Annotated in this window: 12 protein-coding genes; 11 read left to right on the top strand and 1 reads right to left on the bottom strand. The window is 65.2% G+C overall.

Features of this window, described 5'->3' with window-relative positions:
* The first annotated feature begins 282 nt into the window (after positions 1-282).
* On the top strand, positions 283-1,797 hold the full coding sequence (gene istA / locus V6U71_RS21280) for an IS21 family transposase (protein WP_068878314.1): 1,515 nt from the start codon (positions 283-285) through the stop codon (positions 1,795-1,797).
* Entirely contained in the window at positions 1,784-2,512 is a 729-nt protein-coding gene (istB, locus tag V6U71_RS21275; RefSeq protein WP_031304487.1) for an IS21-like element helper ATPase IstB, read from the top strand. The genes istA and istB overlap by 14 nt, the downstream gene beginning before the upstream one ends.
* A 328-nt stretch (positions 2,513-2,840) precedes the next feature.
* Here the strand turns inward: istB and V6U71_RS21270 are convergent, their stop codons facing one another.
* Positions 2,841-3,737, bottom strand: a complete 897-nt coding sequence (locus V6U71_RS21270; RefSeq protein ID WP_411340267.1) for a hypothetical protein — start codon at positions 3,735-3,737, stop codon at positions 2,841-2,843.
* A 562-nt stretch (positions 3,738-4,299) separates the two neighbouring features.
* Between V6U71_RS21270 and V6U71_RS21265 the strand changes: the two genes are divergently transcribed.
* The 9 genes from V6U71_RS21265 to V6U71_RS21225 all read left to right on the top strand — a co-directional run bounded on the left by V6U71_RS21265 (position 4,300) and on the right by V6U71_RS21225 (position 11,832).
* Entirely contained in the window at positions 4,300-4,869 is a 570-nt protein-coding gene (locus tag V6U71_RS21265) for a hypothetical protein (protein WP_411340266.1), read from the top strand.
* A 131-nt stretch (positions 4,870-5,000) separates the two neighbouring features.
* Entirely contained in the window at positions 5,001-5,594 is a 594-nt protein-coding gene (locus V6U71_RS21260) for a hypothetical protein (protein ID WP_411340265.1), read from the top strand.
* Between the two features lie 24 nt (positions 5,595-5,618).
* On the top strand, positions 5,619-6,185 hold the full coding sequence (locus tag V6U71_RS21255; RefSeq protein ID WP_411340264.1) for a hypothetical protein: 567 nt from the start codon (positions 5,619-5,621) through the stop codon (positions 6,183-6,185).
* Positions 6,186-6,218: 33 nt separating this feature from the next.
* Positions 6,219-6,800 (top strand): hypothetical protein, encoded by a 582-nt coding sequence (locus tag V6U71_RS21250; RefSeq protein ID WP_145923594.1) that lies wholly within the window; start codon positions 6,219-6,221, stop codon positions 6,798-6,800.
* Entirely contained in the window at positions 6,797-7,351 is a 555-nt protein-coding gene (locus V6U71_RS21245) for a hypothetical protein (RefSeq protein ID WP_411340263.1), read from the top strand. The genes V6U71_RS21250 and V6U71_RS21245 overlap by 4 nt, the downstream gene beginning before the upstream one ends.
* Before the next feature lie 4 nt (positions 7,352-7,355).
* Positions 7,356-7,958: a hypothetical protein gene (locus V6U71_RS21240; RefSeq protein ID WP_054732548.1), complete on the top strand. Its 603-nt coding sequence runs from the start codon at positions 7,356-7,358 to the stop codon at positions 7,956-7,958.
* Positions 7,958-8,542 carry a hypothetical protein gene (locus V6U71_RS21235; protein WP_411340262.1) on the top strand — a complete coding sequence of 195 codons (585 nt, stop codon included), beginning with the start codon at positions 7,958-7,960 and terminating at the stop codon, positions 8,540-8,542. Before V6U71_RS21240 ends, V6U71_RS21235 begins: the two co-directional genes overlap by 1 nt.
* 28 nt (positions 8,543-8,570) lie before the next feature.
* Positions 8,571-9,320 carry a fimbria/pilus periplasmic chaperone gene (locus V6U71_RS21230; RefSeq protein WP_054732544.1) on the top strand — a complete coding sequence of 250 codons (750 nt, stop codon included), beginning with the start codon at positions 8,571-8,573 and terminating at the stop codon, positions 9,318-9,320.
* A gap of 4 nt (positions 9,321-9,324) precedes the next feature.
* The gene (locus tag V6U71_RS21225; RefSeq protein WP_411340261.1) at positions 9,325-11,832 is read left to right on the top strand and encodes a fimbrial biogenesis outer membrane usher protein; all 2,508 of its coding nucleotides are present in this window, start codon (positions 9,325-9,327) and stop codon (positions 11,830-11,832) included.

Genomic DNA, 11,832 nt, shown 5'->3' with positions numbered 1-11,832 from the left:
CTCACTCCCAAAAGCTGGGGCTGTCGTTATAGCTACGAATGTCTAGCAAGCGCCGCGTTCGGAATCGAACCCGCGAACTTTTAAGTCAGGAACTGACGGGGGCCTTCCAGGGGGCCTTCGTGTTGGCATCGGACAATATTGCTCCGTTTCTCTTTAATTTTCTCGATTGAGGATCAGCGTGCAATAGGCACCCCCTTCGTGGGGTGATCGGCGTGCAAAAAGGACCCCTTCATCCCGGGGATTTAGTCGGCCGACTGGTTTTGATCAGTTGGCGAGAACGGGATGTTGATCGTGGAGACAGTGGTTCGGATTCGGCGTGAGCATGCAGCGGGTAAGGCGATCAAGGCGATCGCTCGTGACCTTCGTTTGTCGCGGAAGGTCGTCCGCAAAGCGATCCGGTCGCCGGAGGCGGCGTTCAACTATCAGCGCAAAGTCCAGCCTTTACCGCGGATTGGCCCCTATCAGGAACGGCTCGATGTGCTTCTCGAGGAGAACGAGGCGCGAGGTCGCCGCGACCGGCTGCGGATGACGCGTATCCATGATCTGCTTGCGCGTGAAGGGTTCGAAGGTTCCTATGACGCGGTGCGCCGCTATGCGGCGCGCTGGCGTGCTGCGCGTCGGAAGGATGCCGGCGAAGGTGCACCGGCGTTCATCCCGATGACCTTCCAGCCCGGCGAGGCCTACCAGTTCGACTGGAGCCATGAGGATGTGGAGATCGCCGGCAAGCCGATGCGGATAAAGGTTGCGCACGCTCGTCTCTGCGCATCGCGCACGCCTTATGTCCGGGCCTATCCGCGTGAGAGCCAGGAGATGCTGTTCGATGCCCATGCTCGGGCGTTCGCTTTCTTCGGCGGCGTGCCCCGGCGCGGTATCTACGATAATATGAAGACGGCGGTGACGAGCGTGTTCACCGGCAAGGAGCGCGTGTTCAACCGCCGCTTCCTGATCATGACCGATCATTACATGGTCGAGCCGACGGCCTGCTCACCAGCAGCGGGATGGGAGAAGGGCCAGGTTGAGCAGCAAGTCCAGACGATCCGGGGCCGCTTCTTCCAGCCGCGGCTTCGGTTCGCCAGCCTGGCCGAGCTCAACGGGTGGCTGGAGGCGGAGTGCCGACGCTGGGCCGAGCATCACGCCCACCCCGAGCGCAGCGACATCACCGTCGCCGAGGCGCTGGAGATGGAACGACCGGCCCTGCAGCCGATCCTGGCACCGTTCGACGGCTTCCATGAGAGCGAGCATGCCGTCACCGGCACCTGCCTCATCAGCTTCGATCGGAACCGCTACTCGGTCATGTCGACGGCCGCGCGCCGGACCGTGCAGGTGCGTGCCTATGCCGATCGTATCGTCATCCGTTGCGGCGAAGAGATCGTCGGGGAGCATGAGCGCCACTTCGGTCGGAACCGCACCATCTACGATCCTTGGCATTATCTGCCGGTCCTCGCGCACAAGCCCGGCGCGCTCCGTAACGGGGCGCCGTTCCAGGACTGGGATCTGCCGCCCGCGTTGCATCGATTACGGCGAAGGCTCGGCACCGGGGACGAGGCGGATCGCAGGTTCGTGCGGGTCCTCTCGGCGGTGCTCACCGATGGCCTGGAGCCGGTAGAGGCTGCCGTGCGCGAAGCGTTGGCGAACGGAACGGCCAGCGACGAGCTGATCCTCAACATCCTCTCCCGGCGCCGCGAGCCGGCGACACCCCACAGCATCGTCACTTCGGAAGACCGGATGCTGCAGCATCCTCCGCTCGCCGACTGTGCCCGCTATGATCTGCTGCGAGGCTATGATGCAGCGGCATGATATGATCGACACGATGCGCGGCCTCGGACTCAAGGGCATGGCGGCGGCGTTCGACGAGGCGGTCACCACCGGCCTCCAGCGCAAGCGCACCACCATGGAGATACTGACCGACCTGCTCCGTGCTGAGGCGACCCACCGGGATGCAGCCTCCATCCGCTATCGGATGACGGCTGCGAGGCTGCCCGTGGTGAAGGACCTGGAGCGGTTCAGCTTCGAGGGCACACCGATCAATGAGGAGATGATCCGCTCCCTTCACGATGGCTCCTTCCTCCCGCCTCGCCGCAATATCGTGCTGGTCGGCGGCACGGGGACAGGCAAGACCCACCTCGCCATCGCGATCACCGCCAATGTCGTGCGAAGGGGCGCTCGCGCCCGCTACTTCAACACCGTCGATCTGGTGACACGCCTCGAAGAGGAGACCCGGATCGGCAAAGGCGGGACCCTGGCGGCGCAGCTGTCGCGGCTCGACCTGATCGTGCTCGACGAGCTCGGTTATCTGCCGTTCGCCCGCTCGGGAGGGCAGTTGCTGTTCCACCTCATCAGCAAGCTTTATGAGCGGACCAGCGTCATCATCACCACGAACCTCGCCTTCGGCGAATGGCCGACCGTGTTCGGCGATCCCAAGATGACCACGGCGCTGCTCGACCGCGTCACCCACCACTGCGATATCGTCGAGACGGGCAACGACAGCTGGCGCTTCAAAAACCGCAGCTGACAGCCACCTTCGGCGCCTTCAAAAATCTATCTTGCGCTGCGCGCGCCTCCGGTCGGGCTACGCCCGCCCTCCGCCGCACGCAGCGCAAGGCCATCTTCAACAAACCAGCATCATATTATCCGAAAAGGGGGTCCCTCTTCGACGCCGATCGGGGGTCCCTTTTGAACGCCGTTTGACATTTCTCGATTATTCGATTCCCTTCACCCGCTCCATGGCTTTCGCAGCGATTTAACTGCGTTAAATAGCGACCAGCGAAAGCCCGGCCGACCTTGCGCAGCAAGGATCGACGGCGTGGCTTTGCCACGACGGCCCATCCCTCCATACACCGTCACCTTCCGTTTTCGGCCGTGCGGCAATGGCGCGCAAATTCGAACATGCGCCGCGCGCGATCGCGCCCCTCGCGCATTTGCCTGGCGAAAAAGGCGCGCAATTCGGCCTCGTCGCGCAATTCCAGCTCGACGAAGCCCGCCGCCAGTTCGGCGGCGACCTGGAGCAGCGAGAGGAAATGCGCGGCGGCGAGATCCGGTGCCTCCCCGTTCGCGGCGCTCGCCGCCGCGTCGGGCGCAATCACGACGCGAGTTGCAAGCGTTTCGGGCCGAACGTTGGATGCGGCGCGATGCCGGAAATGCTCGACGACGATGCGCTCGGCATCGACCGGAAAGAGCTGAAGAAAGGCCCAGTCGCCCGCCGTTTCGCTCATGTCGGCCAAGACGGGCAGGTCAAGGTCGTGGTGAAGCCTGAAATCGCGATAACGCGTGACGCGTTCGATCTCGAGATCGGACTGGATGCGCGTATCGTTCGCGTCGACGATCAGCCGGGCAGCAAGCTCGCCGCGGGCATGGACGATGCGCTTGCCGGCGACGGCCTGCACGCGGCTGCCGGCGTGGCAATGCGGTGCCCCGGGATGATCGACGATTTCGAGATGGATCTGGCGCGGATCGAGGAGCAGGATCTCGTCGGCGAAATGCTGCGACCGGCCCGGATAGTTGACGAAACAGCCCGGCCATGCCTTGACGACCAGCGGATCGATCAGTTCGCGGAGGGCAGGCGGGAGTTCGGCCGCGACGCCGGCTTCGAGGAACTCGCCGCCGAAGTGGGGACCGCTTTCCACGACGGCAAAGACGATGTCGGGCCGATATTGGCGCAGCGCCAGCGTCAGCAGACTGCCCACCAGCCCGCCGCCGATGATCGCAAGGTCATATTCGAAAGCGTCCGCGCTGTGCATCGGAGCGTTGGTTAGCGCAGCCGCCGTGCCGACGCCATGTCCGGCCGTTCCGGGGCATCGGAACGGCGCGTTTCGACTCGCCGCCGGAGACACGCCGAGTCGCGGCCGAGTCGCCCCTATGATTCTGGAACGACTGCATTCTCTGGCTCGAAAATTAACTATTTCGCTTAAGGCCTCTGCGGCAGGACGACTCTTTCTAGCGGTGAACCGAAGTCCCGAAATAATATCATTTTTTACCGAAAGTGACCGTTCCCGAGATTTGGGCCAACGTTGCCATTTCAGGACAAAAATTAAAATAAGTTGATTCAAGTTAGGAAAAGTCGGAAACTTGTTTCAGTCGGTTGGAGGGCTGGCTGGACCAAAGTCGATAGTTCCCGTGGGGGGAACAACTCGCTTTGCGAACATACTGAAAAACCGGGTCGCAAGGTTTGCAGTTGGCGAAAGCCGGCCGCGCACGGTCTCCGTGCTGCAGCCGTTACCGCCGGAGACATCGACTGGTCTTCGACCAGAATCGTGGGAGGGGGTTGGGATGCAAGTGCTTCCCAAGATAATCTGTGCTGCCTTGGCACTAGCCTGCACGCCGGCGATCCCGGCCTTTGCGCAGACGACCGCCTATGCCGTCGGTCAGGGCAGCCCGAACCAGATCGCCTTGTCGATCCCCGTCACTGCCTCGGTCGGCGGACGCTGCGGTTTCGCGGCAGGCAGCGCGCCTTCGGGCACTTATGACCAGCCCAACTTTGACGTGCTCGGTCTCAACCATGATTTCACCTTCGAACTCGAATGCACCGGGCCCTCGCGGGTCGCGGTGGTATCGACCAACGGCGGGCTCAAGACCGCCGGCGCCGTGCCGGCCGGCTATGCGACGCTCGCGCCCTATGACGTGACGCTCAACCTCGTCGGATCGAGCGCGACCGCGAACCAGACCTGCCAGGTCGCAACGCTCGTCGCGGGATCCACCTGCACCTTCCTCGGGCCGGCGTCGACGACGCAAGGCCTGCGGCTCAATGCCAATTCCATCGACCAGAACGGGACGTATCTGAGGGTTTCGGCCCCGCCCTACGCCGGCGCATCGCAGCTGGTGGCGGGCAATTACGCCGACATCCTGACCGTGACGGTGAGCACTTCGCCCTGACGCGCAGGGCAGATCCGGCCTGCCGCACCCTCGGGGCAGACTGGAGCCAATCCATTGCCGGGGGGACGGCGGTTGTTTCGCCGATGTGGAAATGATCGCCAGCCAACTGGCAAAAACGAAGGACGAAGACGATGAAAAAACTGGCTTATCTTTCAGTCGCGGCGGCTTCGGCCATCGCGCTGGCCTCGCCCGCCGCGGCGCAGGATGTCACGGGGACGGTGAACATCACCGGCACGGTCACCGCCAAATGTTTGGTCGTTCCGGCGAACAGCAACAGCTTTGGCGCCACTGTCGACCTGGGCGAACTGGCAAAGGCCGACGGCACGCTTGAAAGCAGCGCGACCCTCGAAACCCGCTTTTTGTCTCCTACCGCTGGCGCCCTTAGCGCCCGCGTGGTCTGCACCTCGGCCGCGCCCACGATCACCGTGACCGCGACGCCGATTACGATCACGTCGGCACCTGCCCCCGCGGCGGGCTATACCGGCACGGTGAACTATATCGCTCACGCGTTCGTCGATACCGTCTCGACGAACGACGTCGAATTCACCGACGCAAGCGGCGGCGGCGGGTCGGGCCCGACGGCGATCGGCGGTCGCCTAGCCAACAATGGCAGCGACAACATCAACATCACGGCGACCAATTTCGCCACGACCTCGCCGACCGATCTTCTGTTTGCCGGCGGCTATTCCGGCCAGATTCAGGTCGTGATCGCGCCAGGCGCCTGAGCCTGAAGAACGGAGACAACGCACATGCGTAATCTGATGACGCTGACCGCGCTCGCGACCCTCGCCATGGCGACGCCCGCCATGGCGCAGGTCACCGGCACGGTCGACATCGACGGCTCGGTTGCCGACCGCTGCCTGTTCACCACCGATAACGCCGTGATCTCGGTCGGCGAGCTCGCGCTCGCCGGGGCGGGTTCGACCGCGGGCAAGCTCGACACGAGCAAGCTCGACGGCCAGACGCGGACGCTGATCGGCTGGTGCAACGGCACCGCGGCGACGATGGAGGTCGAGGCCTTCGCGCTCGAGAACACCGATTTCACCGGCAGTGCGCCGACGGGGTTCGACACGCGGATCGACTTTACCGCGACCGCCGATGCCAATGAAGCCACTGCCACCGACACCTCGCTCGACGCGGGCAAGGGTGCGGCGGCCGGGGTCGGACTGTTCACGGGCAATATCGACGTCACCCTGTCGGCTTCGTCGACCCCGACGAGCGGGCTGCTCGTCGCGGGCGGCTATGTCGGCCAGGTGGTCGTGACGCTGACGCCGAACATCAGCTTCGGCGGCGGCTCGGAACAGCCGCTGCCGTAAGGCGCGGCAACGAAGAACTTTGGGAGATTGACCATGCGTCAATTGGGTTTGGTACTCGCGGCCGCAGCCGCACTCGGCGCAGCGCCCGCCCGGGCGCAGGACGACACCGACACGGCGAATGTCGCGGTGAACGGCAATGTCGCGCCGCTGTGCATCCTCGGCCCGCCGTCGCCGGCGACCGTCGACCTTGGTCAGATGGTCGCGACGTCGGGCAGCCGGATCGGCCGGATCGCGCCGCTGTCCAACCAGACGGTCAGTCTCCCGGGTTCCTTCTGCAATTTCGCCGGGTCGGCGATCGACGTCGCGGTGACCGCACTGGTCGCCAATGACAGTTCGACGCTGCAACCGGGTTTTGCGCGGGCGGTGAACTATACCGCCAGCGTCGACAATTGGGCCGCCACGGCGGCGAGCGCGACGAGCGCCGCGACGACCGACGGCAGCAATCCGACCGAAAGCAGCACCGGGGCGACCCAGCCGCTGCCGAAGATCGCCGACCTGTCGGTGACGCTGTCGAGCTTCACCGTACCTTCGGACCTGCTGCTGGTCGCAGGCAATTATCAGGGCGCCGTCGTCGTGACGCTCGGCCCGGCCGCCACGGGAGGAATTGAGGAATGATCAAGCACGCCTATCTGCTCGCCAGCGCCGCCGCGCTCGCCGCGACCCCCGTCATGGCGCAATCGACCACCGACACCAGCGAATTCGCGGTGATCGGCAGCGTCCCCGCGCTCTGTTCGGGCGGGACGATTTCGGGAGCGAACGCGACCTTCGACCTCGGCGTGCTCGTCGACACCTCGACCGGCCTCTTGCGCACCGACCTGTCGGCGCCGAGCAAGGTCATCACCGGCTCTTTCTGCAGCGCACGCAGCACGATCAACGTCGATGCCGACGCGATGACCGCGCAGACCTTCACCGCGACACCGCCGACGGGTTTCTCGCGCACCGTCAATTATGTCGCGACGGCGTCGGGCTGGACCGAAACGCCCGCCAGCTTCGACACCGCGCAGGCGGTCAACAGCGACGCAACGCAAAGCCGCGACACCGCCTTTACCGGCGACATCACGGTCGCGCTCGACAATTTCTCGACCGCGGGCGGCAATGCGCTCCGGCTTGTCGCCGACCCCAATTATCTCGGCACCGTGACCGTCACGCTGGCAGCGGCGGAGTAGGATCGTGCGGCGCCTCGTCCTTCTTGCAACCGCGGCGGCGATGACGGCGGCGAGCGCGTCGGCGGTGCCCGCCTTCGCGCAGACGACCGTTGTCAGCCGCGCGATGCCGGTGACGGGCAATACGCCGCAGGTCTGCGCGCTGCAGAACGCCAGGCTGGCGCAAGGCAGTCAGGTGAACTTCCGCGCGCTGACCGGCAATCTGCTGCAGATCGACACGCTGGTCGACCCCGCGACACTGGCGACCAACGCGGCGTCGGCTTCGGTCGAGTTCGCCGCGGTCTGCAACTTTCCGCATCGCATCCGCCTCGAATCGCAGAACAACGGGCTGTGGCAGACCGACGGCAGCATGAACCAGCCGGCCGACGGCTTCGCCTATGCGCTGCCCTATCGCGCCGAACTGACGTGGGGCGAGGTCAATGGCGCGCTCGATGCCAATGCCAATGTCCGGCGCATCGCCGAACGCCGGTTCAATGTCGATCAGGCAACCGCGGGCGAAGTCGAGCTGCGCATCCTGATCGAGGCCGGCGCATCGAACACGCGCAGCAATGCCCCGGTGCTTGCGGGCTTTTACCGCGACACACTGCGGATCTTCCTGGAGCCACGCTGATGAAGGCCATGATCCGGACCGCCGCATTCGCCGCCGCGCTCGCCAGCGCGAGCACGATCGCCCAGGCACAGAATTTCTCCGAGTCCGACCAGGAACTCGAGATGGTGGGGGAGGCGCCCGCGGCCTGCGTGCTGCGGGCGCCGTCCGCGACCGCCGGCGTCAACGCCAGCTTCGACCCGACGGGACCGACGAGCGGCGAACTGCGCATCATCCAGATGGTCAATCCGACCACCGCCGAACCGCTGCCGACATCGATCACGCTGGCGCTGCCGGTGGTCTGCAACGCCTCACACCGCATCGAGCTGCGCTCGCAGAACGGCGGCCTGCTCCGCGATCAGGGCAACGCCCGCAACCGGCAGAGCGGCAGCGGCTTCGGCGAATTCGTGACCTATCGCGTCGGGCTGGCCTGGGCGGGGCAGCAACGCGACGTGACCAGCGAGGAAGCGCGCAACCTGAGCATCGACGCCTTCCGCGGCGCGGCGGGCGATGCGGTGCTGAACGTCTCGCTGCCGGGGGGTGGCGGCCCGCTCGTCGCGGGCCGCTATTCGGACGCGATCATTGTCGAATTCCTGGTGGCCAATTGACGGTCAGCGGGATCTTGTGAGGTTGTCCATGTTCAAGTCGATCAAGTTTCTGTTCCTCGCCCTGCTGGCGTTAACCATGAATCCGGCGCCCGCGCTCGCGATGACGGTGCAGCCGGTGGTGATCAACCTCAACACCAGCGGCCGCGGCATGACGCAGGTGATCACGGTCGAGAACACCTTCGCGACGACGCTGCCGGTCGAACTGCGCATCCAGGAACTCAAGGTGACGCAGGACGGCGTCGAACTGACCGGCGTCGATCCGGGCGACCTGCTGGTCTTTCCGCCGCAGGCGCTGATCGAGCCCGGCCAGACGCAGTCGTTCCGCGTGCAATATGTCGGCGATCCGGCGCTGGCCGCGAGCAAGCATTATTACATCACCGTCGCGCAACTGCCGGTGAAATTGCCCGAGGGGCAGTCGGCGATCCAGATCCTCTACAATTTCCAGGTGCTGGTCAGCGTCGCGCCGACCGGCGTGAAGCCCGACCTGTCGGTCCAGTCCGCCGAGGTCGGCCATAATGCCGAGGGCAAGCCGGTGCCCGTGCTGATGCTGAACAACAGCTCGGCGGCGCACGGCTATCTGTCGAACGGACGCCTGCGCATCGTCCAGAAGGACGCGTCCGGCAAGGAAGTGTTTCGCCAATCGCTGTCGGGACCCGAAGTGCAACAGACCATCGGCTTCGGGCTCGTCGGCGCCAATCAGACGCGGCGTATCACGGTTCCCATCATATTGCCGCTCGACGGCGGGACCGTCGAGGCGTCCTACGCGGCAGAAAGCTAAAACCATGTCTCGGGGGGGGATCCGCACGATATTGATGCTGGGGGCGGCCGGATCGGTTGGCCTGCCAGGGGGAGCGTTTGCGGCGGATACCGCGGCGACCGGACAGGATGCGACGACCGTCGTCCAGCCCTATGCGGCCCCGGCGCGGCCGGGAGTGCGCTACAACAGCACCGGCCGCGCGATCACGCTGACCGTCCCGGCAAAGGACGGCGCCAACTATCTCGGCGATGTCCCGCTGACCATCCAGGCCGACGACACGCTCGAACTGCCGACGCGCCGGACGCTGCAACTGCTCGGCCTCGTCCTCGATCCCAATTTCTTTTCGACGCTGGAGGACAGCCTCGGCACCCGCGCGACGATCACGCCGGCCGATCTGCTGCCGTCGGGCATCACGCTGAGCTATGATCCGCAAACGCTCGAGCTGAATTTCATGATCCCGGCCGAGCGGCGGCTGGCCCGCTCGGTGATCGTCAGCCCGCTCGATCGCGAACGGCTCGGCGAAGTGGTGCGGGCGGCCGATGTCAGCGGCTATCTGAACATCCGCGGGACCTTCGACTATGTCCATGCCGGGGGCAACGAGGGCTTCGCCGCGCCCCTCTTCCTGCTCGACGGTGCGACGCGCATCGGCGGCGTGGTCGCCGAATCCGAAGCGATCTGGCAGCCGGGGGTCGACGGCGTCGATTTCCAGCGTCTCGGTTCGCGCCTCGTCTATGACGATCAGGAAAATCTGATCCGCTGGACGGCGGGTGACCTCCAGACGATTGCCCGCGGCTTCCAGAACGCGCCCGACATCGCCGGCATCTCGATCTTCCGCTCGTACAGCGTGCTCCAGCCGCAGCAGATCATCCGCCCGCGCGGCGATCGCAGCTTCCGGCTCGACCGGCCGTCGTCGGTCGAGGTGGAAATCAACGGGCAGGTGGTCCGCCGCCTGCAATTGAACCCCGGCGTTTACGACCTGCGCGACTTCCCCTTCACGCAAGGCGCGAACAATATCCGCCTGTCTGTCCTCGACGACAGCGGCCGGTCGGAAGTGTTGAATTTCAACCTCTTCCTCGACCAGACCCAGCTCGCCAAGGGGCTCAGCGAATTCGGCCTCTATGCCGGCGTCAAGGCACCGCTCGGGCTGCGCGGCCCGCGCTACAGCGACGATTATATCGTCTCGGGCTATTATCGCCGCGGCTTGAGCGACTATCTGACGCTCGGCGTCAATGCCCAGTTCGACAAGGATTCGCGGCTGCTCGGCACCGAAGCGGTGGTGGCGACCGCGGTCGGAACCTTTGCAACCAATCTTGCCGTGTCGGACATCGACGGGCTGGGCACCGGCTTCGGCGGCACGCTGACCTTCCAGCGGCTCATCCAGCGGAGCGACGGCCAGGCCGATACACTCAACCTGTTCGTCGAGACGCGCAGCAAGAAGTTCGGGCCGGTCGCCAGCTTCTTCATCGACAACCCCTATGATTTCGAACTGGGCGGCGGTTATTCGCACGCCTTCACCAACCAGGTCTATGCCGGGGTCGATGCGCGCTATTCGCACGGCCGCGGCAATCAGCCCGACCTGCACAGCTATCGCCTCAACGCGGGCTTCCGCATCTCGCCGACCGCCAGCCTGACCGGCGACGTCCGCTACGAAAAGGACAGCCGCGGCGACCGCGTCGGCGCCTTCCTGTCGCTGACGATCCGCTTCGGCCGCTACACGACGGCACGCGCCGACTATGAAACGCGCGACAACCGCACCCGCCTGTCGTTCCAGACGCTGAAGGGCCAGGGGGTCGGCTCGTACAACATCACCGCCGACATCGACCGCTCCGACGTCGCGTCGGGTTTCAACTTCAACGGCAATTATATCGCCAACCGCGCCGAGCTCGGGCTGACCCATTTCGGCTCCTTCACCGACGATTTCGGCCAGCGCACCGGCCAGCGGACAAGCTTCCGCCTCGGCACTTCGCTGTCCTTCGCCGACGGCGCCTTCTCGGTCGGCCGGCCGATCTACGACAGCTTCGCGATCGTCACCCCGCACAAGACGCTGAAGGGCGCGAACATCACGCTCGATCCGACGCCGTTCGGCTTTACCGCGAACAGCGGCATGCTCGGCGCCGCGACGCATCCGAGCCTCAGCTCCTACGCAGACCGGACGATCACCGTCGATGCGCCCAACGCCGCGGCCGGAACCGACCTCGGCCAGGGATCGTTCAAGCTCTTCCCGTCGTACCGCAGCGGTTATCATCTGACGGTCGGGTCGGAATATGGCGTGACCGCGCTCGGCACAATGACCGACATCGATGGCGAAACCGTCGCGCTGGTGACCGGCAACGCGTTTGAACTCGCCCACCCCGAGCGACCGCCGGTGACGGTGTTCACCAACCGGCAGGGCCGCTTCGGCGCGACCGGCCTCGCGCCCGGCAAATGGCGCATCGAGATGCTCGACACCAAGAAATCCGTCTTTGAAATCGATATCCCGGACAATGGCGAGAACATCGTCCGGCTTGGCGAACTGACGCCGGTGAGGAACTGA

The organism is Sphingopyxis sp. J-6 (assembly GCF_046603995.1).
In the GTDB taxonomy this organism is placed as follows: domain Bacteria; phylum Pseudomonadota; class Alphaproteobacteria; order Sphingomonadales; family Sphingomonadaceae; genus Sphingopyxis.
The sequence above is the reverse complement of the archived record's forward strand: the minus strand, read 5'-3'. Positions and strand labels throughout refer to the sequence as shown.

What these genes read in the sequence shown, in the direction of transcription:
- istA (WP_068878314.1), top strand. Translation starts at nt 283, where the DNA reads ATGTTGATCGTGGAGACAGTGGTTCGGATTCGGCGTGAGCATGCAGCG.
- istB (WP_031304487.1), top strand. Translation starts at nt 1,784, where the DNA reads ATGCAGCGGCATGATATGATCGACACGATGCGCGGCCTCGGACTCAAG.
- V6U71_RS21270 (WP_411340267.1), bottom strand. Translation starts at nt 3,737, where the DNA reads ATGCACAGCGCGGACGCTTTCGAATATGACCTTGCGATCATCGGCGGC.
- V6U71_RS21260 (WP_411340265.1), top strand. Translation starts at nt 5,001, where the DNA reads ATGAAAAAACTGGCTTATCTTTCAGTCGCGGCGGCTTCGGCCATCGCG.
- V6U71_RS21255 (WP_411340264.1), top strand. Translation starts at nt 5,619, where the DNA reads ATGCGTAATCTGATGACGCTGACCGCGCTCGCGACCCTCGCCATGGCG.
- V6U71_RS21250 (WP_145923594.1), top strand. Translation starts at nt 6,219, where the DNA reads ATGCGTCAATTGGGTTTGGTACTCGCGGCCGCAGCCGCACTCGGCGCA.
- V6U71_RS21245 (WP_411340263.1), top strand. Translation starts at nt 6,797, where the DNA reads ATGATCAAGCACGCCTATCTGCTCGCCAGCGCCGCCGCGCTCGCCGCG.
- V6U71_RS21235 (WP_411340262.1), top strand. Translation starts at nt 7,958, where the DNA reads ATGAAGGCCATGATCCGGACCGCCGCATTCGCCGCCGCGCTCGCCAGC.
- V6U71_RS21230 (WP_054732544.1), top strand. Translation starts at nt 8,571, where the DNA reads ATGTTCAAGTCGATCAAGTTTCTGTTCCTCGCCCTGCTGGCGTTAACC.
- V6U71_RS21225 (WP_411340261.1), top strand. Translation starts at nt 9,325, where the DNA reads ATGTCTCGGGGGGGGATCCGCACGATATTGATGCTGGGGGCGGCCGGA.